The organism is Planctomicrobium stercoris, assembly GCF_051465655.1.
Lineage (GTDB): Bacteria > Planctomycetota > Planctomycetia > Planctomycetales > Planctomycetaceae > Planctomicrobium.
Genome location: NZ_CP195791.1, coordinates 3,449,905 through 3,475,503 on the forward strand (window position 1 = coordinate 3,449,905; position 25,599 = coordinate 3,475,503).

General features: G+C 54.2%; 20 protein-coding genes. 2 read left to right on the top strand and 18 right to left on the bottom strand.

The genetic code is table 11. The annotated features are described in order from the left end of the window. Positions 1-163: 163 nt before the first annotated feature. The 12 genes from SH661x_RS14000 to ltrA form a co-directional block, all read right to left on the bottom strand. Complete coding sequence (locus SH661x_RS14000; RefSeq protein ID WP_437222484.1) at positions 164-1,474, bottom strand: leucine-rich repeat domain-containing protein; 1,311 nt, start codon at positions 1,472-1,474, stop codon at positions 164-166. A gap of 155 nt (positions 1,475-1,629) precedes the next feature. Then, positions 1,630-2,712: a hypothetical protein gene (locus SH661x_RS14005; RefSeq protein WP_437222486.1), complete on the bottom strand. Its 1,083-nt coding sequence runs from the start codon at positions 2,710-2,712 to the stop codon at positions 1,630-1,632. A 199-nt stretch (positions 2,713-2,911) separates the two neighbouring features. Beyond that, a complete protein-coding gene (locus SH661x_RS14010) occupies positions 2,912-3,901 on the bottom strand; it encodes a Gfo/Idh/MocA family protein (protein ID WP_437222488.1) in 990 nt (329 codons plus the stop codon). 83 nt (positions 3,902-3,984) lie between these two features. Beyond that, complete coding sequence (locus SH661x_RS14015) at positions 3,985-5,343, bottom strand: Gfo/Idh/MocA family protein (RefSeq protein ID WP_437222490.1); 1,359 nt, start codon at positions 5,341-5,343, stop codon at positions 3,985-3,987. 219 nt (positions 5,344-5,562) lie between these two features. Continuing rightward, positions 5,563-7,704: an FAD-dependent oxidoreductase gene (locus SH661x_RS14020; RefSeq protein ID WP_437222493.1), complete on the bottom strand. Its 2,142-nt coding sequence runs from the start codon at positions 7,702-7,704 to the stop codon at positions 5,563-5,565. Positions 7,705-7,807: 103 nt separating this feature from the next. After that, positions 7,808-8,083 carry a hypothetical protein gene (locus tag SH661x_RS14025; protein ID WP_437222495.1) on the bottom strand — a complete coding sequence of 92 codons (276 nt, stop codon included), beginning with the start codon at positions 8,081-8,083 and terminating at the stop codon, positions 7,808-7,810. Positions 8,084-8,391: 308 nt separating this feature from the next. Then, positions 8,392-9,534 carry a DUF1559 family PulG-like putative transporter gene (locus tag SH661x_RS14030; protein ID WP_437222497.1) on the bottom strand — a complete coding sequence of 381 codons (1,143 nt, stop codon included), beginning with the start codon at positions 9,532-9,534 and terminating at the stop codon, positions 8,392-8,394. A 38-nt stretch (positions 9,535-9,572) separates the two neighbouring features. Further along, the gene (locus SH661x_RS14035; RefSeq protein ID WP_437222499.1) at positions 9,573-10,826 is read right to left on the bottom strand and encodes a hypothetical protein; all 1,254 of its coding nucleotides are present in this window, start codon (positions 10,824-10,826) and stop codon (positions 9,573-9,575) included. A 431-nt stretch (positions 10,827-11,257) separates the two neighbouring features. Next, the gene (locus SH661x_RS14040) at positions 11,258-11,929 is read right to left on the bottom strand and encodes a sigma factor (RefSeq protein ID WP_437222501.1); all 672 of its coding nucleotides are present in this window, start codon (positions 11,927-11,929) and stop codon (positions 11,258-11,260) included. A 106-nt stretch (positions 11,930-12,035) separates the two neighbouring features. After that, complete coding sequence (locus SH661x_RS14045; protein ID WP_437222504.1) at positions 12,036-12,158, bottom strand: hypothetical protein; 123 nt, start codon at positions 12,156-12,158, stop codon at positions 12,036-12,038. Positions 12,159-12,167: 9 nt separating this feature from the next. Next, complete coding sequence (locus SH661x_RS14050) at positions 12,168-12,353, bottom strand: hypothetical protein (protein WP_437222506.1); 186 nt, start codon at positions 12,351-12,353, stop codon at positions 12,168-12,170. A gap of 396 nt (positions 12,354-12,749) precedes the next feature. Next, the gene (gene ltrA / locus SH661x_RS14055; protein WP_437222508.1) at positions 12,750-14,420 is read right to left on the bottom strand and encodes a group II intron reverse transcriptase/maturase; all 1,671 of its coding nucleotides are present in this window, start codon (positions 14,418-14,420) and stop codon (positions 12,750-12,752) included. Positions 14,421-15,006: 586 nt separating this feature from the next. Between ltrA and SH661x_RS14060 the strand changes: the two genes are divergently transcribed. Then, the gene (locus tag SH661x_RS14060) at positions 15,007-15,861 is read left to right on the top strand and encodes a hypothetical protein (protein ID WP_437222511.1); all 855 of its coding nucleotides are present in this window, start codon (positions 15,007-15,009) and stop codon (positions 15,859-15,861) included. Between the two features lie 57 nt (positions 15,862-15,918). After that, entirely contained in the window at positions 15,919-16,047 is a 129-nt protein-coding gene (locus tag SH661x_RS14065; RefSeq protein ID WP_437222513.1) for a hypothetical protein, read from the top strand. A gap of 422 nt (positions 16,048-16,469) precedes the next feature. On the opposite strand, the gene SH661x_RS14070 is transcribed toward SH661x_RS14065, so the two are convergent. From SH661x_RS14070 to SH661x_RS14095, 6 genes are all read right to left on the bottom strand, one after another. Next, on the bottom strand, positions 16,470-17,894 hold the full coding sequence (locus tag SH661x_RS14070) for a transposase (protein ID WP_437222516.1): 1,425 nt from the start codon (positions 17,892-17,894) through the stop codon (positions 16,470-16,472). Positions 17,895-17,897: 3 nt separating this feature from the next. After that, a complete protein-coding gene (locus SH661x_RS14075) occupies positions 17,898-18,500 on the bottom strand; it encodes a hypothetical protein (RefSeq protein ID WP_437222518.1) in 603 nt (200 codons plus the stop codon). A 1,040-nt stretch (positions 18,501-19,540) separates the two neighbouring features. After that, complete coding sequence (locus SH661x_RS14080; protein ID WP_437222521.1) at positions 19,541-20,779, bottom strand: MFS transporter; 1,239 nt, start codon at positions 20,777-20,779, stop codon at positions 19,541-19,543. Between the two features lie 126 nt (positions 20,780-20,905). Further along, complete coding sequence (locus tag SH661x_RS14085; protein WP_437222523.1) at positions 20,906-21,883, bottom strand: dihydrodipicolinate synthase family protein; 978 nt, start codon at positions 21,881-21,883, stop codon at positions 20,906-20,908. Between the two features lie 113 nt (positions 21,884-21,996). After that, on the bottom strand, positions 21,997-23,649 hold the full coding sequence (locus SH661x_RS14090; RefSeq protein WP_437222525.1) for a fucose isomerase: 1,653 nt from the start codon (positions 23,647-23,649) through the stop codon (positions 21,997-21,999). A 284-nt stretch (positions 23,650-23,933) separates the two neighbouring features. Further along, positions 23,934-25,583, bottom strand: a complete 1,650-nt coding sequence (locus tag SH661x_RS14095; RefSeq protein WP_437222527.1) for a ribulokinase — start codon at positions 25,581-25,583, stop codon at positions 23,934-23,936. Positions 25,584-25,599 lie beyond the last annotated feature (16 nt).

Consider the following 25,599-nt stretch of genomic DNA (forward strand, 5'->3'; position numbering starts at 1 on the left):
CTTCGCAGATCTGTTCAGATTTCCAGGGCTCCATGTCCAGACCGTATTTGAACCAGACAGGACCGCAGACACCCCATTTCCGCGTCTCGCTCGTCAAAGTATAGGGGCATCCTGTGTTCACTCATGCCGATCCTGACTCAACGGAATACAAAAGACGATCGAGTTACTGCCTGATCGCACAATGAGGGTTTGCTTGCTGGAAATTATCAATTCCATCGCTGGTGACGTCCGCCCGGAAGATCACCAGTTCTTTCAGCCTCTGCAATTCACCCAGCTGTTTCAGTCCCGAATCGTCAACACCGGTTTCAGCCAAATTGAGCGATTCGAGTTTTGTCAATTTCACCAACTCTTTGGCGGCATCCGAATTCACGTCGCGGCAGCCTTCGAGATTCAGTGACTTCAGGCCCGCAAGCGGAGTCAATAAAGCGATCCCGTCGCGATCAATGCTCGCGTTCCACAAATCCAGATTTTGCAGATTCTTGAAGCTGGAAATGTGAGCAACGCCTGCATTGTTGATGCGTAGTTCGCTCAGATCTAACGTTGTGAGCGTTTCCCGAGCGGCGGCCAGCGAATCGAGTCCAGGACCGCTCACAGCGGTATCCCGCAAGTTCAACGTGACCAGCGGCATCTCGGAGAAGTGAGCGAGACCAGCGTCTCCCACCGCTGTTCTCATCAGATTAAGCACACGCAGCTTCTTCAAAGTCAGAAGCGGGACCATTCCGTCATCGGCCACGCTGCAATCTTCCAGGGAAACCGTGCGAAGATTCGTCAATTTCGCCAATGAGTTCATTCCCAGATCGGTCACTGAGTAGGAACGAAGTTTGATGTCCGTCAGTTCGGTAAGACCTTCCAGATGAGCCAGACCCGCATCAGTCACCTGCATGCAACCACGAAGATCGAGCAGCTTCAGTTTCTTGAGCTGGGAAACCTGTTTCAGCCCTTCATCGCTGGTGCGCGTGTACAGCAGATGAAGCCGCTCCAGGTTTGGAATCAGTTGCAGTGCTGCCAGCCCCGCATCATCAACATTCGTGCAACGTCGCAAGCCCAGCTCTTGCAGACTCCGCATCTGCTCTACAAATTTCAATCCATCATTGGAGATGGAAGAATTTTCCAGGCTCAAAACCTTCAATGAGTGCAGCTTTGTGAACAAGGCGGCCTGCTCATCACCGACGGCGGCGTACTTGCAATCAGCGGCGACCACCTGTCCGGCAGGATTCTTTTTCAGGGTCACGCCTAACCCTTCGAGTTCTCGGACAACTGCCTCATCATCCGCTGTACCAGGAGTCACGGAGGAAGCTGTCGCAGGGGCAACCGCCACAGGGGAAGATTCTTTTTCCGTGACCAAACGTTCGACTTCGTCAGCGGGACGTCCGAATGAAAAATCCTTGGATGCTTCCCCGAAGCATCCAAACGTGACGGTCAATAGAAATACTGGTACCCAATGCTGCATCGACAGTGGAACGAAAATCTTCATGCAAGTGAACTCAGCAGTTCCAATTTCATCAAACTGGAAACAAGGGGTCAGATGACAGGAAATCGCTGTCAGTGGAAATCACACGATTCTCGGCCAGACCGGAACGTCTGGCCTGCTTCAACAGGCTGAATGAGGGCCAGCACGGAAAGAGAGAGTCATTTCTCTGTTCCAGATTCTCTGAGTTCTGGAATCGTTGGATAGCGGGCCTGACCATCAATCAGCGCCAGCACGCAGATCGCCATTCGGTCCAGATGGGTTTTGCGATCAAACGTCAATGCTTCGCGTGCCGTTTCTGCTTCGAACTCGACAATACTTTCGGGCGCGGCTGTCCTGGCTGCGATCAACCAGCGTTCGATCGGGCCGCCGGTCCGATTCTCATTGAGAGGGGCGTGTTGGGCAATCAGAGTCGTCCAGAGTTGTGGATACTGTTTGGGAATGTACGCGAGTGCATACAGGTTTGCTAAACCATCGGGATAGGCTCCGGTTCCTGTCTGCGGCAGACCTCGATTGTCGACGACAAACGCAAACTTTCCTTCTGCAAGGAACAGCGGGGTCGAGTCTGCGATGCCATCCGCAAGTTTTTGGGCCTGCACCGCCTCTTCTTTCAGGCCGATTGCGTCAAAGTAGCCGACTGACTCTCTTAACCCGGCATGAGCCTCGCAGGCATCCATGAGATAGTGCATGGGATAATCGTCCCTCGCAATCGGCAAGCCATTGCGTTCCGCCTGGGGCGACAGGTGGACCGCGCCGGTTCGACGGAGAAGCTCCTGTTTTCTGCCGATGACGTCATTCAAGGCCTGCAGGGATCGGATGGCGCCCTGTTGAATGACCGGGGAATTCGTTTCGGATCGGGCAAATGTCCGCGCGGCTGCCAGCAGATACAACCCCGCATATGAATCAATGGAGTCGTAATCATCCCCTTTCCGGGAAATCTTCCCGAAGCTTACAAGATTGCCCCTGTAGTTGAACGCTATTCCCTGCGGTTCTTCGATGTGTTCCGCGTACCAGATAAGATACTTTTCAACTCTCCTGGGGTCATCGTCTTGAGAATCGGGAGCGACAGCCAGTAATGCAAGGACCGCTTCCAGCGAAAAATACTGCTCCAGCCAGACTTCCTGACCGCCAGCGGTCATCCGGAATGGCCCATCTTCCAATTGCCGATCGCGAATCAGTTGACGGCAGTGTTTCACCGCGGCAGCCGTCATCGGGGAGAGGACTTCATTCCGGTCATCCGCCATCAGTGATCTCGATGCTGAAGTACCGCAGCAGAAGAGGCTTAAGATAATCGCGATACGTCCAAATTGAACCGGTATGGTTTTCATTTCAGGAAAGATCATCTCTGTCTTCGATCCCCGGTTCTGGTTGGGCGGAAGCTGTTCGCCGGGAGGTTCCGGTGAGAAGGTATTCAGATTTCTCACAAGCCATTTCTGAGGATTCTCAGCGGGGAAGCGTCTCTAATTTCACGGAACATCCGCCGTTTTCATGGCTCTGATCGGCCGCCTCCATGAAGGCGAGGATTTCCAAAGTCTCTTCCGGCGGGACCGGTGAAATACCGGTTTTGAAGAACTTGACGATTTCGATTAGCAGTAGGTCGTAATTGACGCCGACAGGACCGCCGATGAATTTGTCACTTCCGTATACCATGCAGCCGAATCCCCCTTTGTTTTTGGGAAGCCTCGTTCCGCGAAAGGTCCCGATCCTCCCGTCTTTCCACCGGCCAACGACGACATCCTGCTCATCGGTATGGGTACTGGTGACAGATTCACATCCCGGTCCCATGACCGCATACAGAGTCTCCACTCCGTGGATGCCATACCAGAACAAAGTGGGATGGTGGGGTTCTGTGGAACAAGGGCTGTAAGCATCGCACCCAAAAATCTTTTCCTGCTCCTTCCACTGAACGACCTGAGTGGCATATCGCAATGAAGATGACGAAAAGCACGGGACATTTTTCTGTTTGGCAAGTTCAAAGATCGCCTTTCCATCACTGAGCGAAGCCGCCAACGGTTTGTCGATGAAGACCGGCCTTCCCGCGAGGATCACCTCTTTCGCCTGTTCGAGGTGGATCCGACCGTCGATGCTGTTAATGATCACCACATCCACCTGATTGAGCAGGCTGCCGATGCTGTCGGCCACCTGAACCCCAAACTCCGAAAGTTGCTCGGCGTTCTTTTTGGCGTAATTGATGCTGATCGGCATGTCCGAACTGCCACCAGGAAACGCTGCCACCACTCGCACTCCTTCCATGCCCAGCTTTGCAGGGCTGGCGTTGAGTGATTTCGTAAACGCCTGTGAATGAGACGTGTCTGTCCCGATCAGTCCGACCCGGATGACCTTGTCCTCAGCGATGCCAATTCCAGCTTGCGGGAAGTAAAGCTGAGCTGCGATCAGACAGAAAAACGCTTTCAAAGAGAACCGGAACGACACAACAGACTCCTGTTTCATGGTCGAAAGAACAGCCACAGCCGGAAGGGCATGGGGCGGAAATCTCCAAAGAATTGACCACGGGGTCAGATCAGGTATTTTTTCCAGTCGTCGCGATAGTCCTTATTCACGATGGACTGCAGCTCAGGGGCATTCGGAGTGGTCATGGTCTGGGCATCCCATTCAATCCGGCGGCCTTCTCCTGTCGCAGCATCGAAGATCGCCAGATTGCCCAACAAAATGGTTTCCGTCAGCGGACCTGCATACTCCGCGAAGTTCGACATTGCCTGTGAGCGCTCGCCGAGGATTGCCTGATGAAATTCTGCAAAATGTCCGGGAGATTTCTCATAATCGACTTTGGGCAGTGGAACTTCTTTACCCTCTTTGTCGAACAGTTTAACCTGCTCGGAGTAGTCACCCAGGGCAAACATCGTTAAGTCTTCGCCAACCAGAACGGAACCCCGCATTTTCCCGTTCTGGTTATCGACCTTGATTCCCGACTGAAGTAATTCGGGTGGCATATTCCCTCCATCGTACCACCAGACTGGGAGGGATCCTTCTGCTGACGGATTCGCAAACTCGAATTCAATCACTGATTTTTGAGGATAAGAGTCGCCGTTGTGTCCGGTACAGGTTGCTCGAATCGACTTTGGATTGGAGAGGTTCAATCCTGCAAACGGCATGTTAAACGTATGGCAGGCCATATCTCCCAGTGCACCGGTTCCAAAGTCCCAATAACCGCGCCAGGAAAAGGCATGATATCCATTCGCATAGGGACGAAGCGGGGCCGCTCCCAGCCAGAGATCCCAACTGAGGTGTGGAGGAATCTTGGCTGGTGCCGGTCGAGCAGCTCCCTGGGGCCAGGAAGGACGATTGGTGACAACATGAACTTCTTTGACTTTGCCGAGAATTCCCTGTTTCAACAAGACAGCAGCATGGCGTAAAGCGCTATTCGCTGTCCCCTGATTCCCCATTTGCGTGGCGACGCCGGTTTCTTTCGCAATCTCTGAGAGACGGCGGGCTTCCCAGACAGTGTGCGTCAGCGGTTTTTGGCAGTAGACCGCCTTTTTCATTTTCATCGCCTGAGCAGCCGCGGGGGCATGCATGTGGTCAGGCGTTGAAACGGTGACTGCGTCGATCTTGTCCCCCAATTGATCAAGCATTTCGCGAAAGTCTGAAAATTTCTCAGCATTCTCAAATCCGGCTTGCTTGGATTTCTTCTCCAGCGTTCGAGCATCGACGTCACAAATGGCCACAATGGCACCGAGATTGGCTGCATCCGCCGAATCGCTGTTCCCTTTGCCGCCAACACCAATACATGCATAGCTGACCTTGCTGTTAGGAGATTTTTCTTCGGCACGCGAGACTTGATTTCCCACCCACCAGGCTGTTCCCAGCGCAGCGCCGGCAGACAGAAATTCACGACGATTCGAAAGCGGTAACATCAGATCTCCTTTGAATTGAAATCAAAAAGTCATTGCTGAAATTTCACTGTTTCGCCCTGCATATCACCAATGCATGCAGAGAATCCTTCATCGACGAGTTCACCATCGCATGCCGATCAGCATCCTCTCCGAAATAACTCTCAAACGTGCCATTTTTCGGGCAGGACTTGCGGGGGATGGAGTCATACAGGGATTCGGCACTACGCTGTTCGGTGCCTTTTATTCTTTCGGCAGAAGCTGGACAGCGTCAGCCACGACATAACCGTCTGCGTCGTGATTGCTGATCCTGACGGTGACCACATCACCCGCCTGGCAGTGAATGTTCCCGAGTGGAAAGAACCCGCCCTCAAGACGGGATCCGTCCCGTTGATTCACGCGGGTGTGATTCTCTTTGCCCTGAATCGTCCAGGTGACAAGAGCATTGGTGGCGCGATTACTATCCGTCACATAAGACATCCGCAAAACGTAGTCACCAGACTTGGGAACTGTCAGCCGATAGAGCACCGATCTCTTGCCCAGTCCAAAGCGACCATCGTGAACATAGCCATCGCCGATGAACCCCGCATTTGAGCTGCTTTTCTTCCAGTCACCAACTTTTTGAGCATCTGTGTCGTCAACAACGATTCCGGGAAGGTGTTGTGCATGGCGAATCACCAGGCCAGATTCGGCGCTGTCCAGATCGAGAACTTGATTGTCTGCCAAAAGTTGCCGGCGCAGTTCCTGATAAGGGACCTGATGCAACGGCCTGTCTCCGTCAAGAGATTGACAGCACATCGTTGCAGCGGACTGGCCGAGAATCATGAAGACCGGTTCCATGCGAATGGAGCCGAAGGCAATGTGCGAAGCTGACAGGCAGACCGGAACCGCAAGGTTCTCACACTCTTCCGGTTTCGGAAGAAGAGAGCGGGCGGAAATGGCATAACACCCTTTCGGACTGACCTGGACATCCCCTTCATTGCGAACATTTCCTTTCTCATCCACATAACGCTGGCAATTGTGGGAGTCCATTGTGTAAGACCCCAGGCCGACACTGTCCTCGCAGATTCGTGTCCGACGGCAATCATGCTCGGTATGAACGTACATACCAATCATGCGGCGTGCTTCGCGGATATAGCACCAGAACGGAAAATGGCCTGTTTCCGTAAATTCATCTTTCGCATATCCCCAGACAGACGCTTTCTCACGAATCTGAGCAGGCACTCTGGGGTGATATGCCAACGTCCAGAGAAAGCCCTGAACATAGTCACGATGCTGCTGCAAGATCTGTTCGCGTGTCTCGTCGTCGGCATCCGCATAGGCATGGTTCATCCCGATCCAGTCCGTGGAGACCGCGCAGTTGTTGTTTAAATCCGTCTTTCGATTGGGCATCATCCCGATGCTCAAGGGAAGCCGCAGATCACCCGCCTCAAAGTTTCTCAATAACAATTCGTGCTGCAGTGGATCGTAATTCTCGGGCTTTGAAAACGGCACTCGGTTCTCTGGCGCATCGGTCATGCAGATCCGGTAATTGTAAGCCTGAATCAGGGCATCCGCGGAACCATCCGGACCGGGGGCAGTTGCCAGAATTCCCGGTAGCAATCCGCTTTTCGTATCGCCTGGAACAACATATGGATCCACCGGCTTTGTAAATTGATGGGCCTTTGCTCTACCGACTTGTACCCCACTCAGGGTCTCATCATAGACGGCATTTGCTTCACGTCCGACATAGTAGCTGACTCCCGCGGCCGCCAGCAGATCTCCTTCATAAGTGGCATCGATAAATCGGTGTCCGAAAAACTTCTTTCCTGATTTCATCTCGATACTGACAATCCGACGGTCCTTCTTTTCTACCCCGGATTTTCGATTGAGTCCCTCTCCGAGCAGATATGGAATCCGCTCTTCGCGAAGCCATACAAGGAACACCTCCTCCGCAACATGTGGCTCAAATGTCCACATGCCGTCACTACTATTGCGGTACGATGAATTGTCCTCCTGCTGCTCCTGCTTCCAGACAGAAGACTGCCCATAATACCGTCGCACCCGCTGATAGAATTCTCGGGAGACCCCCCCGATGGCCACTTTCTTGCCTGAGTCGGTTTGTCCCAGGCCGCTCACGGTGAGGCCTCCCAGATGTTTTCCAGGCTCGATCAGAATTACGCTTTTTCCCATGCGGCGGGCTTGAATTGCCGCACTGACTCCTGCTGAGGTCCCTCCGTAGATCACCACGTCATACTCTGGTTCTGCAGTCGAGGGGGGAACCGCTAACAACTCCGAAGAAGGATCGGAAGAAAGAATTGAGAACGCAGCCATGTCAGCAAAAAGCACCATGGCCAGACTGAACGCTTGCAGCCGTGTCATCCAGCAACAACTTTTTTGATTCATCACAAAATCCTCTCACTGTAAATCTGAAGTGTTCCGACTGAACTCAGCGCGCACAGGGAGCCCGAAATTGGCCTCTTGCCTCCTCACGGAGAGTGATTCCACCTTACAGAGGAATTTTTGTGGCAGTTTTTAAGACATTGATGTCCAGCATGTCTGAGCCACCTTCCGGAACGACTACTTTCACAAAATAGGTTCCCTTGACTGGCGGTTCACCACCTTCATTTGCGGATCGATCGGCGAACTCAATTGAGTAAATGGTGACGATTACAAGATGTTCCCCCGACATTGGCCCGAGGGCCCGCTCGATCTCGTATTTCCCGTCCTGGATGGTCGCTTCCACCCCCGGTCGAGTGCTCCCAGCCTCCATTGGCGGAGTCATTGTAATTGATCCGTGCGAGATAGGATTTCCTTCTATTGTCACCTTTCCACCGATCGCAACTCGATCAAAGTGATCCCTCGAGGAGCAGCCAAGAATCAGGATTCCCGCCAGCAGTATTGTCCTGCTTGAAAATGAGATAATTCCACGTCGCACTCGAATTCGTTGAACCACACCTGTCAGCCTTGCTCTAAAATTGTCAACTGCGATTTTTGTATTCAAATCGAACATCAGATCTGGAAACGATGACGACTTACCACAATTCATTATTCACGGTTCTGCTGCTTCACATTTCCAGATTGACAATCGCATCAATATGGCCCTGGCAAGATGCCCTGAGAGATGTTGCACAGGCTGTTGTACGTTAATCCATTCACATAGTTGCTGATGAACTGCACCGATCCGTCAGCAAACAGAAAGTGAACTCCTCCGACATGCTGTGACGAGAATCCGGACTGTGAAGCACTGGCAGAAGCTGCAGCAATCAGCCTGTTGGGAATGTGGGCGATGCTCCCGACCCCCAATCCATCGGTATAAGCACAATTGTTGCAAGTCGTCACCATCGTCCCCTTGCTTCTTGATACAAAGGTATTTGCGGCATTCGCTGGGTATTTGGTCCCAGTCGAACCATAATATTCGTAGGTACGCTCTCCAATCATAAATGTCGATGAAACTCCGTCAGTCATGTCCCGAATTCGCGTGGGGTGATCGGGCCGAAACATCCCGTTTGATTCTTCAACGCTGCCGAACGGCGAAATATTACTACCGGCGTCTTGCTGCCAGTTCACACCAGGATAATTCGATGTTGCGACTGGCACTAATTCGCCCGCGACTCTTGTGGCGGGAACACGATTTTCGTTTAATTTTGGTCCTGTGTCGCTTGGGCAGCGAAAGCCTGAGATCGATGTCTGAAATGCAGTTCTCGCATCTCCGGTGTCACTGAGAGCATCGACAGCAATTCTTCCGGAAACGTTCAGCACGTTATAGGCAGCAGACTGGTCCAGAAACGGGAGAAGATATGCCGTCCAGTTCCATTGGGCACGGCCATCCACATTTGAACCGGCAAATCCACTTGCACCAGGAGGGCCGCTTTTCGGTTTGTGTTGGCTCCAGTCACTGATGGTGGCAAACGGAAAGGCATTATGGACTTCGTGATAATTGTGCATCGCGATGCCGAGTTGCTTCAAATTGTTTTTGCACTGGCTGCGTCTGGCCGCTTCTCGTGCCTGTTGCACTGCCGGCAACAGCAATGACACTAGAACTCCAATGATCGCGATGACAACGAGCAGCTCAATCAATGTGAAACCCCGATGAACGGAACGATCCATCTCATGCTCCTGTTTGAAAGGTAAAATAAAATCAACGAGCACAGTTCTGCAAATAGTCACGATCGATGTGTCGTGACAAAACACGAGTACTAAAACCAAATCGATGATAGCGCTGTCTGGCAGCAATTCATTCAGGTATCAAAATCAGTCGGGGTGTAAATTGATTATTCTTCGCTGGCCGGTGCGAAGGGGGGCAGACCGACAATCATGACCGGATCGACCAAGCTGTTGTCGTCCATGGCATCTTGAATAAAGATCGATTCAATCGAATCGCCTTCGGGGACTCCCATTTCGGAAAGATCAATCCCAGTGGCAATGACTTTGTAATCCAGAACAGTCTCTCTTGGTTTCATGGGAAAGTCGTGAAGATTTTCCAGGCGTAACGCCGATTGCCGCGACTCTTGAAACACAAAAGGCGCGAGCAGCTTCGACTCAGGAGAAAGCATTCCCAATTGATACGAGGTGACCGTGATGGGGCGATACCCCGATTTCAGCTCAAGGGGCCTGACATGAAATTTGTCTCCTTCAACCGGATCGACGAGGAGTTGAGCCTCAAAGAAAAGAATATCTGGGCCCGGATTGTTGATGATCGGACGACGAAATGTCACGGTCATGCCTGGGGTCCACTGCTGAGGAACATCGGTGTTCTCAGGAGTCATCACCACCGATGTCGTCGGCTCAGCTGCTCCCCCCGGATTGACGACGCCGGACTGGAGACTGCTATTATGAGCAAGAAGATCTCTTCTCTCTCTAGTGTCCCCCTTGGGGTGAATCAGATAAATTCCGCCCCGTCCCGGCCCCGCACAGAAGGTCGTGACATCCCCCCCGATCAATTCGGCGAATGAATACTGAATCGCCTTTCCTGCACGCATCACCTTGACGCTTTCCAGGCGCTCAATCTCTCCCGCATCATTTTCTTGACCTTGAAAGTCAATCAGACGATCTGGAAGGAATCGCGTATAGACCGGCTCCGAAAATGGAATTGGTTGTTGCTTGTACTCTCCATCACGTCGAACACGACGGGCATTGCCTGCCTTCAGAGTGGATAGGCCATTTTCTGAAAGCCCGATTGCATCGACCAATCCCTCGATCACATGGACTTCATCCCCTCCCAGTTCGTCAACTTTCACCACAAATCGTGTTCCGCGATCAATTAACTGAGAACTAGGGGTCAAAACTTCAAATCCTTCACTTCCGTCCGGAGCATGCACCGAACAGCTTCCATAAGAAACCAGGATCTGCTCAACAGTATTAATACGAAATACTGACGGTGCGGAAAGAATGGCTTTTGCCCCGCGAGGAAACAGGAGTTCCAAATGGCCTTGCTGAAGGACATATTTGTGATCGAGTTCCAACTGTGACCCGACCTTGGGAGTTAAGTCCTGATAAAAAATCGCTCCCGCTTCCTGCAGAAGCACCACCCCGCGATCATGTGCCGCAATCAGAACGGCCCCATCAATACCGGTCTCTTGCTGAGCAAGGTTCGTGGCTGGCTGATACCCCTCAGGTGGAGACGTCATCGAGAAGAGGGAGAAAAGAATGAATCCCAAGATCAGAAGAGAGACTGACGACATGCCGACAATTCGCCAGTTGAGTCGCCAATCGGAACTGCATGGCGAAGAATTCAATTGGCGCGCCAGCTGAACGAAGAACTCCTCTTCTTCCAGGCCACTTTCCAGACGCCGGAGATTCCGATGATTGTCGATCTGCGTCAGATAAACAGAGCGAGCTTTCGAATCGCCCGACAAAATGGCCTCCAAGCGGAGGTGATCCGCCTGCGAGATCTCTCCGTCAAGAAGCTGACCAATCAGGAGGTGAAAGTCCTCAGGGAGCAGCGAACTGGGTTTCATCATTCACTCCCTTCGATGGCCAGTTTTTTCTGCACACACTCAGCGAGAACCTTTCTGATCCGCCACAGTTGATGATAGAGCGATTTCAATTTCACTCCGTTGACTTCCGCCATTCCCTTTAGCCCTCGCGAGGTCTCGTAAGCTTTTTTGATCAATTCTCGATCACTGGCTTTGATGAGCTTCAGGCAGGCCTGCAGATGCAGAAGAGAACCTTCCCGACCATCAACTTCGGCAATTCGCTGATCTGCGAGCTGAGACATCAACTCAGAGTTGAACTGCAGATGTTTTCGACTGGCAGAACGGAGAAAGTTTCGAACCTCATAGAAGGCAACCCCACAAGCCCACCCACGAAAGCTCCGGCTACGATCATATTCGTCGAATTTTTGCCACAACAGAATACTGCACCGCTGCAAAACATCTTCCGCATCCGCGGCGTTCGGCAGCAATGCATGAATGTAAGACGCCAGAAATTCGCGAACTTGTGAGAATTCTCTAACGAATTCTTCGCCTTTATCGATGGGCAGTGAGTGTGGGGCCAACAAATCGCCGCTTTGTCCAGATGAAGTGTTCGAATGTTTCCGTCTGATAGAAACTCGTAACGATGTCGGAAATGTTCTGCAAGAATTTCCGCTGGATTTCCATGGCGCAATCCGCCAAATTCCGCAAGACATTTGCGGCAAGACAAATGTGGCAATATCGTGTTTAAACCTACGTGATAATTTATCCTCTGAAAAATGCCGCTCTCAAGCCGCTGCAATTTCAGCGAAAGTCCCTGAGTCAGTTTGGAATTCTGGTGATCCGTTCGGTCAGATCACGCATGCGGAAGACGATGACGTGGATCACCCTTTCGGCTTTCTGCACCTTGCCGGTGATCAGCAGCGCTGCTGAGTGCCGCGCCACGCGGCAGAATTACTCCCAGGTGCTGTGCCATACGACCAGATTCACCTGCACGGCCTCGTCTTCCATGTTCATGAACGTGATCCCTTTGGCGGTACCCGGACGCTGCCGCAGCAGGATCTTGCCGGCGACTTTCACGATGCTGCCGTCGTCGATTTCCCGCAGATCGATGGCCGGGATTGCTCCCAATCGCAGCACAGCGTCGCGCAGAAATTTGAACAGATGGGCCGTCGAGGAACGCCGACAAACGACTGTCGTGGCCGATCAGTCAGCCCTCAAACTCTGAGAGCAGCTGACGGACTCAGCCGATACTTGCGAGATCGGCAACGCATTTGTGGACAACTTTCGCTCCGCTGCCCTAAAGTGGTTTGCCCCCTACACGGTCAACCTGTACTCGGGCGCTTGCCGCAGCATTCTGCGAAGGATTGCCTCCGCCACGGACCGGGAACTCGCGAAGTACATCCAGTTCATGAAGGAAGAGAACAAGATTCTCAGGGCGGGAGTTCCTGGTGGTGTAGGCCGGGGGATTTCACCCCGGCCCCAACCCCAAACCGGACGTGCGAGTTTCCAGGCATCCGGCTTTCCAGACGTCTCTCAACGGTCTTGGGCAGTCTTGGCCTGATGACATTCCTGACATAGGATCTGGATGTTCGTCAAACGGTTGGCCTGCTCAAAGCTGGCAAAGCAGTGAACGGGTTCGATGTGATCGGCTTCTGAGTCTTCGTACGTCACGGTCGTGCCGCACGTTCTGCAACGGGATCCATCGCGGAAGAGTGCGAACACTTTGGTGTCCAGGCGTCCGGGTCGCCGACCTTCCAGCAAGGGAATGTCCGCTTCCCAGTCCAGATCCTCCAGATAGCAGCCTGTGCCAGGCTGGTAGGGTTCGGGGGCGCGAAGGTGATAGGTCATCTTCGTCTCCTGTGCCCGCAACAGCATGCAGCTTTTACTTATGCCGATGCCAGCTCCGGTTCCATACTTGCCCAGGCACCGCGGCGTACTCAGGTCAAACTTTCGGCACAGCGCTTTCGTCGCAATCCAGAATGCGTAGTAGTCCACCGTGTTCGCTGCCCGATTGAAATCATGGGCAATGCGAAAATAGTTGGACCAGCCACGGATGATGGTCGACCCGCGAATAATGCGGGCCGCACCACTTTCCTGCATCGGTCGATAGCGCATAGCTTCATTCAGCCTTTGCACGACACGCGTCACCGCTGTCCGGGGAACATTGACCTTGGGCACCAGTTTGCCGCTTTGCCCAACTCCCAGAGCCAGGTGAAAACCGAGAAATTCGAATCCGTCGCGAACGTGGGTGATGCGGGTCTTTTCCTCCGACAACTGGACACCGCATTCGCGGGTTAGTAATAGTCGGATGCGCTCACGCAGTCTCTGCGCATAGCGTTTGGAACTCCGCGTGATGAACACGCACCAGTCGTCCGCATAACGCACGAATCGAACATTGGGACGTTGCCAGCGGGCAGCGTCATCACCGGCCTTGCCGTAGCGACCTTGTTCATGCAGGAACCAGTCCAGCTTGTTCAAGACCACATTGGCCAGTAATGGTGAGACGACCCCGCCTTGCGGCACACCCTTCTCGGTTGGCTGCACAACCCCTTCAACTTCCACGCCAGCTTTAAGAATGTGCTGAATGAGAGCCAGGAAGCGGTTGTCCATCACCTTTTCTCGCAGGCAGCCCAAAATGGCTTTGTGCGAGATTTCATCGAAGCACGCCTGAACATCCCCCTCAATCACCCAGGTGAACCCTGTCAACAGGGTTTGCTGGCAGCGATTGATGGCATGCTGCGTACTTCGATGAGGCCGAAACCCATACGAACTGTCATGGAATTCCGCCTCGAAGATCGGCTCCAGGGCCATGCGAATGGCTTCCTGAACGATCTTATCCCGCAGACAGGGAATGCCCAAGCCTCGCAGTTTGCCATTGGCCTTGGGAATCATCACCCGTCTGAGAGGACGCGGCTGATACGTTCCACGCTTGAGTTCCAGGCGCAGTTGCTCGAGGTGATACCGGCGTCTTCTTTCGAAATCTGCCGGTGTCACTCGATCTACGCCTGCTGCTTTCCCTCGGGAACGTCTCAGGACCCGGTCGCACGCCGCCGCAATCCATTGCGGCTGATGCATCAAGTCCATCAGATTCCGTACCCGCCCGGCATAACGATCGACGGGAAAGAGTGGAGAATCCGAGTCCTTGTGCTCCCGGTGTTGCTGCGACTGTTCCCACAGTCTCTTCTGGACCACTTCCACGTTCATCGGGAACCCTCCCGATGGCTGAACCTTTCCGCAGTCCAGAACGAAACATCCTGTCGCCCTTCGCCAAGTGGCCGGCTTTCCCGGCCTCGGACTACTACGGCGACTCCGCCACTCGTCCGCTTCATCGGTGGAGTCTGAGCCGATGCAGATCGGCCTGACTGCGTGACCACCCTATACGAACGAGCTTCCCTGGTTCCCTTGTTGACACTCAAACATCCACGCTTAGGCTTCGATGCACGGACACCCGTCAGCGGACTGCTGCTCCCTCGGAACATCGCGGAGTCACTGGTTGTTCCTGCGAATCTCATGATCCATCCGATCATTGGGGCTGGTCGCCTCTGACCATGGCTTCCAGCCGTCCGAGCCATTCCCTAGTCCAGGCCACAAACCCTGGACGACCTCAGTATTGGCGGGAATGAGGGGTATGTTTCCCGAAGGTGTTCATCGATTCCTGTGAGTAGCCATACGCGGACTCTACCTGGCGGGACGACCACGGCTATGAGGTGTCGCCTGTGCCCCGCGTTGTCGGGAGAGTTCTCTGGCCGATTGAATCACGCGATTCCATCAACGTACTCCCTAGGTACAAGTGGCCGACCAGACGGCCACGGTTCAAACGAACATTGCCAACAAAGTGTCCCGCCCCTGGATTCATCCTGAATCCAAGAACGGTACGTCAGGCACACGCCAGATCCACACGAAGCCTGCCGGGCGAGAACGACTGATCAAGTTTGGCAAAGCACTCGGAAGAGCAGTGGAGGAACTGCTGACGATCGTGTCTCCTTCAACGTTCTACCGCTGGCTGCGGGAAGAGGATGTTCCAAAACGAAAGCAAAACCCCAAAGGAGGCCAGAGGAAACCCAGAGAGATCCGAGAGTTAGCCATCCAGATCGCGACGGTGACCGGGTTTGGATATTCCCGCATCCTGGGAGAACTTCGGAAGCTGGGGATCAAGAAGATGAGTCGACAAACCGTCCGGAACATCTTGAAAGAGGAAGGGATTCAGCCTGGACCGGATCGAACCAGCGACTCCTGGTCCAATTTCCTGGAACGCCACAAAGAGATATTGTGGGCGACCGACTTCTTCAGCGTGAAGACCGTGGCCAGACGCGGCCTCCAGGACATGTATGTGCTGGTTCGGCTGTGCGTTTCGACTCGGGAAGTGATCGTATCGAATTCCACGGAACACCCAACGTCTGCCTGGGTCTGCGAGCAGACCCGGAAGTTCGTTGACGAAACCGCTGGCCGGGAACACAAGCCGGACATCGTGATGCACGACCCTGACATCAAGTTCAGCCAGGAATTCACAGACACCCTCAAGGCTCACGGTCTTCGAACCAACAGACTTCCCAAGCGAAGCCCGAATTTGAACGGACGCTGCGCGAAGTTTGTTGGCACAATCAAATCAGAGTGCCTGTCCAAGTTCATCGTCTTTGGCAAGTGACATCTGGATCACCTCGTCGCGGAGTTCAGCGAGTATTGCAACCGGCACCGAAGTCACATGTGCCGAGGACATTTACCGCCCGTCCGGGAAGAACCGGAGGATGTCGAAAAGCTCAGGCTGGATGAGATCGATGTGAAGTCGTTTGTCGGAGGACTCGTGAAGGGGCTCGAGCGTAAAGCGGGTTGACGTCACCGACGTTCTCATCGCTTTTAACCACCGCGAATTGGGAGGCGATTAAGGACCTCGAGTTTCGGACCGCTCGCAGAAACTCTGCGTGATCGACCAGATCTGAGTGGACGTATTGGCTCAACTGAATTCTGACTCGCTCAGTCTTCGGCGCCGACTTTTCGTGGAGAGTCCTTTGTCGTCAACAGTTTTGGCTCGTTTACATCAATTGGACAGCGCGGGAGCGGGATCACCTGCCACCAGTGGGAGACGAGCCTGAAGAGGCCTCAAAGCTGAGCCTCGACCAAGTCGAAGTGAGGGCATTTGCCGGTGGTCTAGTGCATTCACACCACCGCAAGGCAGCTTGAGCTATTGAAGAGAATACACCGTTTAACAATCTCTCCCCTCTGGGGAGCCGGTGATACCGGCGCGGCCGTAGAATGTTAGCAGCCCGTTGAAGTTGGCATGATTTGGAGTTTCCGGGGTGTACGTGGTCGCTGTGGGGTCAATTGCCAGTTGATGTCTCGGAACGCCATCGGATGAGCTGTCCTTGCCTGGAGCGATCGCAGGCGGTTTCTCAGGGCGGCCCAGAGCAGCGTGCAGGTTCCCCAGAGTGCCAGAATGGCCCGGATTCCGCCTTGCAGACCTCGGGGTTTGCCGATGCCGAATGCTTTGAGCATCAGCAAACCCAGGTTCCTGGCTGCAGCCACGAGCAGGTAACGCTTGTTGATCTTCTCGAGTCCTCGCAGCCACGTTCGCCTCGCTCCGCCGGTTTCGCACACATGGGCGAAGCTGCGTTCCACCTTCTCGCTGCGTTGACGCTGCAGGTCCTTTCCCTTGGATCGACTCATGCGCTGGCGGTTGTTGAGCACTGCCTGTTGGACCTCCTCCGGCTTGTCGATCCACGTGCGATGATGTTGTGAATTGGGCTCGGGGATGTACGTTCGCAGTCCCAGCTGCGTGGCCTGTGTGATCGTCTCGTTCTTGTGATACCCCTTGTCTGCAGCGACCTCTTCAATCTCTTCCGGACTGCCAGCGAGGATCACGTTCTGCTGGGCATTCACCACACTTTCGATGAGCGTGCCGGCATCACTGTTCGTCCCATGACACACCGTGGCGGAGAGGATGAACTCATTCTCCAGGTCGATCACATGCTCAGCCTTATAGCCCAGATGAGTGCGGCCATCTTTCATTTTCACGATGCGGGAATCGGGGTCTGACGACGATTCCCAGTCGGCATTGGAGACCTTCTTCTTCCCCTGCTGATGACGGGTTTTATCGAACTTCCGCAGGTCATCGTCGCTGGGGGTCTCTCCCTCTTCGATCAGCCCTTCCTCCTGCATCAGGCGTTTGAGGAACTCCTTCCAGTCTTCACCCGAGTCCTTTCTCACGATTGTTTTCATGGCGGCGTTGGCCTCCAGCAACGTGGAGTCCACACCGGTTGATTTCAGCTTCAGGAGACCGTGCTCATCGATGATGCTGAGCACCTGCTGGTGAATCTCCAGCGGCAACCGGTCCCGGATGCGGGTGAGGCTGCTGTGGTCCGGGGTCTCTTTCCCCAGCGGAATGCCCAGGAACCTTCGCAGCGAGAGAGAATCTTCGCACCGCCAGGCGATGCCAGGCTGGGAGTCGATCCCTTCAAAGTACCCGACCAACAGCATGCGGAAATAGACGCCCGGAGGGATCGACATGCGACCTGTGCTGGCATAATACGGCGAGCAGAGGTCCTCGAGAACCTTGTCGAATCCCGCCTTGGCCAGCACCTGATTGAGCTTGTCATAAAAGACATGCCCCGGCCCTTTGGAGAGATTCGCTGTCGGAGTCCAGAACTCCTGCTGCTGCGACTCCTCCCGCTTCCCCAACGCCATCGGTCACCCTCCCTGAATGCCTGAAATCCGAACCACCGGAAATCTACCAGACCTGTCAAGCGAAGGGACGATTTTCAACGGGCTGTTAGGAGCTGGCTTGACTGGATCTGATTCCTTAGCCGTCGATTTCCCACGCCGGAGCGCAGCAACACAAGCCAGATCCGCCAGCACTGAGCCTGGCACCACTTCATTCTCCGCTCCCCACTTAAACACTTTCCTGATCCGGTGAATGTGGAGATTTACTTGAGAACGGCAGTGCCGCTTTGCCAGTTCCTCTCTCACCGTTTTCAGCTTCAGAGGCGAAAAGTCTGCACAGGGGAGAGTTCCGTAATGCTTTTCCAGAACCGTCAGGACGTACCGAAGCGTCTTCACCTCATTCGATGAATAGCTCTCCGGAGCAGAGACCAGAAACCGCATGCACAGATCGGAAACAACAGGAAGGCCGACCACTGAGTCCGCTTGTGGTAGATGCTTCGCGGCCAGTGCCCAGTATCGAGTTCGACTCTCAGAAGAGTTCCAGGCTCCCAGGTAAACCCGCTTGCCATCAAGCCAGACATAAGCCAGATTCGATGCTTTGTGCCAGCGGAGTCTGGGCAATTTGAACATTATGCAACTCAAGAGTTCAGACCAGTCCTGACCCAAAAAGTGGGTCAAAACGCTTCTGAGAGTTGCAGTTTGGAGAGATGGGACTTGCTGTAACCTACAGCGGAGTCTCAAGTTACCCGACCGGGATTCGAACCTGGACGAACAGAATCAAAAGCAAGATCCAAAAGCACCACAAACACGCACTCTACCGCATGATTTCCGCAGTTTAAGAGATTTGAGATGCGTTTCATATCCTTTCAAAACCGTTTTTTGAAGACCGCATGTTTTCTGCGATTTGGTGGTAGGTCCGGGTAGGGAAGGTGGTAGGTTGTGGTAGCCCGGCAAAGCGTGCCCTCACGAATTGGGCGAGATGTTCAATAAACTTTCCGGATTTCCCGTCATGGGTAGAAGCTGCGATCCGAAACCTGGGGTCTCGTCCCGCACACAGGGATTCTACGTGATCAACCAGCTTTGACTGGACGCTGAGGTTCAGCGGAAATCCGACTCCCTCAGATTTCGACGCCGACTTCTTTGTAGTTAACTCCTTTTTGCCAAATACATCAATTGGACAGCGAGGGCAGGTCCACTTTTGCGGCAGGTTCAAACACCTGGACCACCTCGTCGCGAAGTTCAGCGATGATTACATCCGGCATCGAAGTCACATGTGTCGAGGGCATTTGCCGCCCGTCCGGGAAGAACCGGAGGATGTCGAAAAGCTCAGGATGGATGAGATCGAGGTGAAGTCGTTTGTTGGTGGGTTGGTGAAGGGGTTTGAACGCAAAGCTGCTTGATTTCGCCAAGTTCTCATCGCTTATAACCACTGCAAATTGAAGGTCGATTCAGAGCCTGGCGTTTCGTTCCACGCGCTGAGAATCCTGCGCGATCGACCAGCGCTGAATGGACGCAGTAGGTCAAGTGAACTCTGCCTCGCTTAGTTTTCGGCGCCGACTTTTTGTTGAAATTCCTTTGTCTTCAGCATATTTGCGTCGCTTCCATCATTGGAACAGCGTGATTGCGACTGCTGCCAGTCCTCGCACCGGGGAGTTTTCTCCGAAGCACGGCTACTTCTGCTCAGGCCGAATCAGCAGGACAAGAACGATTGAGATGACTGCTGTCATCGCGAAGAGACCGAAGATGACGTTCAACGGGACGCTGGCATCCCGGAGGGCTCCGAATCCCCAGTCTGCGACTCCGCCGCTGCTGATGCTGACAAGGTTCATCAGTCCGTAACCAGTCGCCCGGAGTTCCGGTCGGGCGATCTGACACAGGATCGGCATGTTATTGCAGTCGAAGAAGCCCCAGCCGAATCCGAACAACGCCAGGAAGATCACCGCCGACAACAAGGTCGATGCGTTGCCCACACCGAACAAGGCAGGGATGATCAGAGACATACCGATCGCGCTGACATAGATTCGCCCGCGAATGCTGACTCGCATCCATCTGTCGGACCACCATCCACCGATGAGCGCCCCAAAGATTGCAGCCACCTGCCAGTAGAGCGTCGCGCTGACGCCCGCACGCCCCTGACCAATGTGAAACTGCTCCTTCAAGATGGCAGGCATCCAGTCCCGAACCACCCATCCCGCCAGTGCGGGTAACGTGAAGAAGCCGACGAGCAGAAGAAACGATCGATTCTGCAGAAGTTCAGAGACGGCACGAGGGAAGGATGGGCGCTTCACCTGTTGAACATCCTGTTCACTGGCAGCGGGTGCATTCCGGAGAATCAGTACCAGTGGAAGCGCGTAAATCATTCCGAAGAGGCCGCTGCTCCAGAACAGGAAGCGCCAGCCCAGTTCCGGGGCATCCGCAATGTAACCGCTGAAGCCCCCCGCGATGACGCCAAAGTAAATTGCCATCTGATGCAGTCCGACGGCCCGAGACCGCGTTGGACCTTGATGATAGTCAGCGATCAACGCCAATGCGGCCGGGATATAGAATGCCTCGCTGATTCCCATCAAAGACCGTGCCAGAAGCAATTCCTGATACGAAGTGACGTTTCCCGTCCACGCGGTGATGGCAGACCAGAGGAACAGGCTTCCACAAATGGTCAGACGCCTGCTGAAGCGGTCAGCGATGTAGCCACCGACAGGGCTAAGAAAGGCATAAACCCATTTGAACTGGGCCAGCATGTAACCCCAGTTCGCTTCAGTGCCGATATCCGGAATGCTCTCCATGACCGAAAATTTCATGGAGGCCAGCATCTGACGATCGAAATAATTCAGAGCCGCCACCGGCATCAATAAAATCACATACAGCCAGGCAAGTCTCAAGGAGGATTTGGCTTGTCCAGGCAAGGTCATCGTCAAGTTCCGTAGATTCGATCAGGAGTCAGAGGACAAAAGCGGGGCGCGATGTTCGAGATGCCGCACATTCACGAGAGTTTGTCGCGAGCTCGAAACAATTCCCGGCCTCGAGGATCTACTGGATCAAGGTGATTTTTCGAACAGGATTTCCTCTTGGCTGCGGTGTCTTCCGGCAATTCCATCCCTTTGACGATGCAGATAAGGCAACACAGGATTGAGCAGCTGACGGAGTTGTTCCCTGTCAGCCGGGTGAAAACGCTGAAACGGTTCTGCCATGAAGTCGTCACAGATCTCCAGCAGCGACAGCGCACATTTCGTGGCTTTGATGAATCGCGAGCCGTATTTGCCGACCTCATAGATCTTCTGGAATTGTCGAATCAGTGGCATCAGTTCAGCGAGCTGTTCCGTGTCATTTGTCACGGCCGCATGATAACAGTCGACAAACAATTGCGGGAGAACGTTTGCTCCACCCGCAACGGCGCCGTTCCCCCCCATCTGAACGGCATCAGGGAGCAACACTTCCTGCCCGATCATGAATGACCATTCTGGACGAAGCGAGCGGATGGAGATCAATTTTTTAAAGTACTCCAGGTCGCCACTGCTGTCTTTGATGCCGACAATTCTCTCCAGCTCGGAAAGTTTCTGGACTGTTTCGAATTCGAACCAGATCTTCGTCAGGCTCGGCATATTGTAGAGCATCAACGGCAGCGGCAGTTCATTCACCAGATGCTGAACATAGCTGGTCAGTTCAGTCTGACCTGCCGGGAAGTAATAAGGGGCAGCCAGAACAACGGCGTCCGCCCCTGCATCTGCAGCGTGTCTGGCCAGATGGATCGATTCTTCGAACGCCGTGTCCGTCACGCCGACCAGAACAGGAACTCGACCTTCGACCTGTCGGCATACTCGAGTGATCAGCTCGCGACGTAAGCGATAACTCAGTCCGGGGGCTTCACCGGTTGTTCCCAGCAGGAACAGCCCGTGGACCCCGCCTTGAAGCTGATGATCGACAAGGCGATGAAGCCCCCCGAAATCCAGTTGATCCCGATTCGCCAGAGGAGTCACGAGGGGTGGGATAATTCCGTGAAATCTTGGTTTTGACATCGATACTGATCTCTCTCCGGGGTGTTCTTTGAATTCTTTTTCTCAGCCAGGGATCTCGGCGGAAGGTCCAGCTCAGCCCCTGTTATGATGTGCGGTCCTGGCAAGGGACCACTCTATTCATGCGAGATTTGACCGCAGAGTGTCACTTCGATTCCCAATGCCTCGGCCATTGACGACTTCACCCAAAGCGATCGGTTCGCGGAATTCGCGCAGTCCGCGTAGACGACCTGAATGTGATTACTTTGATGTTTGGCCATCAACTGGTCGCGTGACACGCCGTGAAGTACTGCATGCATGATCGGCCATTGAAACGTCGTCTCCCGCCAGCGGCGCTCTGTCTCCTCTTGCGGAAGTTTGACAACATGTCCGCGGCCGATATCCATCTTGAGCTTCCCGTCATCGACGAAGATGCGTGACCAGATGATCTCGCCGGGACGTGAGACGCCTCGAAGTGTGCTCCCGCCGTTTGGAAAATACATGGGGGGCTGACGGTGTCCATCTGCTCCCTTCCAGCCTCCGATGAAATGTGCCGGAGGGGCCGCGCCGCTGATCAGAAAGACCCAGACATAGTCATCCACCGTCCCGGATCGGTCCCAGTCTCCCCAGCGGATGTCGTGAAGCGTCGTTTCCAGTGGTTGGCCAAGTGCCTGATGTGTCCGGTGAATCAACAAAGCATCCAGCCCTGCACACTCGTCAACTTCGTTGAAATGCGGCACCGGACTGTTCTGATAGAGCACTCGTGTTCCATCACGGCTGTGAACCGGGGGGCGCTCGGTGTTATTGAGAATTCCTTCAACGAGGTCGCTCGCGGGAAGCAGATCCTTCAGTCCTTGTTGATACTGAATGCCCATCAGATCACAGCCGAAATCATCAGCCAGGCGAACGGCGGCAATATACATCCTGCATTGCAGACGGATCTGGTCCTCGGTCAACTCGGAAGAGTGATCGTGCCCCGTGTGGAACTTCATCCCGGCTTCTTCCAGCCAGGCACGCACGTCGGCAGCTTCGCGTTCCGACGTCTGCATGGTTTCGTAATAAAGAGATGACTGACTCAACCGTTCTTTGAAGACTCCGCAGGTGTGCAGGAGATGGTCGGGGATTATTGCGTTGTACATCCCCATGCACCCTTCATCGAAGATCCCCATAATGGCTTTGTCTCGCTTTAACGTCTCAGCGAGTTTACTTCCAAGTTCTAGGGCCTCCGGGGGAACGTCGAAATGACTCACCGAATGTGCATGGAGCTTGGGGTGGGGACAGGATCCGGTTTCCAGCCATCTCATCAACCCTCTGCGGAACATCTCATCCTGAAAGTTTTCACTCCAGAGTGTTGAGTATTCCACCTCTGCCTTGGTGAGAGATCCGTTCAGATTGAGCATTCCGACAAGTCCCGGCCATTGCCCAGACCAGTTGGCCACAGTGAGGATCGGTCCACGGTGCGTTGTCAGACCTGGGAGCACATGGTGCGAGTACTGCCAGACAGCCTCGGCCACAATCAGGGGAACGTCTGGATCAAGATGGCGGAAGATTTCCAACCCTTCCCGTTGCGATGCGATGAACCCGTGCTGTTCTTGTTCCTTGTAAGGATGCGCACGGACAACTTCATAGCCGAGCTCTTGAACGGCATTGCTCAGCGCGGTTTCCATTTCGCGCTGGGCAGGCCAACATGCCTGATTCGCCGACAGGCGCAGGTCGCCGTTCGCAATCAAGGCGACTTGATTCGAGGATAGCTGAGAAGCAGAAGTCGGACGTTCAGCTTGAGTAGTCATGTTACTGTTCATAGTCAAGTGGCTGCGGAAAGGCGGACTCGTCTGCCCTCACTGAAATCCGTCGGGTTCCAGAGTCGGTTACTCTTTCCAGGGCCATGTTGCCGTGCGCCGGAGTTGACGAACTGTTGTTCGTCCAGCGGCGTATGGATGAATCCATTACGGATTTGACTTGGAAAACGCCGGAGAAAGCGAATCGAGATTCATTGGTCATGCACCGCAGTCAGTACATCTAGAAATGGCTGCGGAAACACGAAAAGAAAGGTGATGTCGAAGTCCGTGCGGAATCATTCTGAAGTAGCAAGGGGTTGGTCGAAATTCTGTTCTTGGCGAAGACGGTCTGCTTGTCGTCGATAATGTTGATATAAGTGTGCGTACTCAGAAACTGCCTGCCTGTTCGGTTCGACGTGGCGAGAACCGAGATTGTCGCCGGTCATGCTGCGGATGGCGTCTTCCATTGAACGGAAGCCGGTCCGTTCAGCACCCGCGAGTGCCCCCAGGATCGCTGCTCCGAGTGCTGGCCCTTGTTTGGATGGATGCACCTCAACCGGTTCTCCCAGTACGTCAGCGTAGATCTGAACGAGCAGCGGGTTGTGATGCGGAAGACCGCCGGACGCCACAAATCGAGTGACCGGAACGCTGTGCTCTCGGAGCAGGTCAACAATCCAGCGCAGGCCGTAGGCTGTCGCTTCCATTGTCGCCCGGTAAAGGTGCCCCGCATCGTGATGCAACTTCAATCCGGAATACTGACCCGAAAGCCGGCCATCCATGAACGGAGTTCGGCAACCGTTGAACCAGTCGATACAGGCGACACCATCAGATCCCTGGGGAAGCCGGGCGGCTGATTCGGACAGGCGGCTGAAATCCCCATGCCCCGCCAACCTCCGGACCCAATCGAACGCATCTCCAACTGCGGCCTGACCGGTCTCATAACCATACAGTCCAGGGAGAATGCCGTCCTTCACAATCCCTGCGATTCCCGGGACCGATTGCTCTTTGGTTGCGTTGAGCATGTGACAGGCACTGGTTCCCATCACCATCACCATCACTCCGGGTTCGGCGGCACCCACTCCTGGCACCGCAGCATGGGCGTCAATGATTGCTGCGCTGACAGGGGTCCCGGCAGGAATGCCCATGCGGTCAGCCCAGGCTGGAACCAGTCCACCGACACATGAACCAGGAGGGCAGAGCCTTCCCGGCATCTTTTCACCGACGACATCGGCAAGTTTTGGGTGCACCTCGTCCAGAAACGCGGCCGATGGGAACCCATCCCGTGCACTCCACATTCCTTTGTATCCCGCCTGGCAGGTTGATCGCGGCAGTTCCTTTGCGGTGCCTCCCACCAGTTGCCAGACAATCCAGTCTCCTGCTTCGACCCAAACGTCCGCGGCTTCATAGGCCGCCTCCGCGTGATTGAGCGTTTCGAGAACTTTCGGGAAAAACCATTCGAGTCCAATCACTCCTCCATACCGAGCGAGGAACCGTTCTCCTCGTCGATGTGCAATCGTGTTGATACGATCGGTTTCTTGCTTGGCAGCGTGATGTTTCCACAACTTCGGCCACGCATATTTTTCCGCGGAAAACTCCGGGGTCAGGCAAAGCGGTGTTCCGTCGCTTCGTGTTGGAAACATCGTGCAGCTGGTGAAGTCCACACCGATGCCAATAATCTGCTCCCCCGCGATCCCCGCAACGCTGATTGCCTGACGCGTTGCCTTCGTCGCAGCCTTCATCCAGTCGGACGGATGCTGAAGTGCGAAATCGACCGGAAGTCGTTCCTGTGTTGTTGGAAGCCGGTCGACAATCTGACCAAGTTCATAAGCTTCTGTGGCGACACCGAGCTCGCGTCCCTGTAAATCGACGATGAGAACACGAACCGACTCCGTTCCGAAGTCGAGTCCTAGAGCGGCAGGCTGAGTGTGTGGGGAGTGAATGGACATGAAACCTGAACCGGAG

Coding starts and splice junctions, on each gene's coding strand:
- SH661x_RS14040 (WP_437222501.1), bottom strand. CDS start 11,929: ATGTCTTGCGGAATTTGGCGGATTGCGCCATGGAAATCCAGCGGAAAT.
- SH661x_RS14020 (WP_437222493.1), bottom strand. CDS start 7,704: ATGAATCAAAAAAGTTGTTGCTGGATGACACGGCTGCAAGCGTTCAGT.
- SH661x_RS14015 (WP_437222490.1), bottom strand. CDS start 5,343: ATGTTACCGCTTTCGAATCGTCGTGAATTTCTGTCTGCCGGCGCTGCG.
- ltrA (WP_437222508.1), bottom strand. CDS start 14,420: ATGAACGTGGAAGTGGTCCAGAAGAGACTGTGGGAACAGTCGCAGCAA.
- SH661x_RS14095 (WP_437222527.1), bottom strand. CDS start 25,583: ATGTCCATTCACTCCCCACACACTCAGCCTGCCGCTCTAGGACTCGAC.
- SH661x_RS14065 (WP_437222513.1), top strand. CDS start 15,919: ATGTGCCGAGGACATTTACCGCCCGTCCGGGAAGAACCGGAGGATGTC.
- SH661x_RS14070 (WP_437222516.1), bottom strand. CDS start 17,894: ATGGCGTTGGGGAAGCGGGAGGAGTCGCAGCAGCAGGAGTTCTGGACT.
- SH661x_RS14085 (WP_437222523.1), bottom strand. CDS start 21,883: ATGTCAAAACCAAGATTTCACGGAATTATCCCACCCCTCGTGACTCCT.
- SH661x_RS14090 (WP_437222525.1), bottom strand. CDS start 23,649: ATGACTACTCAAGCTGAACGTCCGACTTCTGCTTCTCAGCTATCCTCG.
- SH661x_RS14080 (WP_437222521.1), bottom strand. CDS start 20,779: ATGACCTTGCCTGGACAAGCCAAATCCTCCTTGAGACTTGCCTGGCTG.
- SH661x_RS14075 (WP_437222518.1), bottom strand. CDS start 18,500: ATGTTCAAATTGCCCAGACTCCGCTGGCACAAAGCATCGAATCTGGCT.
- SH661x_RS14000 (WP_437222484.1), bottom strand. CDS start 1,474: ATGAAGATTTTCGTTCCACTGTCGATGCAGCATTGGGTACCAGTATTT.
- SH661x_RS14025 (WP_437222495.1), bottom strand. CDS start 8,083: ATGACTCCGCCAATGGAGGCTGGGAGCACTCGACCGGGGGTGGAAGCG.
- SH661x_RS14005 (WP_437222486.1), bottom strand. CDS start 2,712: ATGGCGGATGACCGGAATGAAGTCCTCTCCCCGATGACGGCTGCCGCG.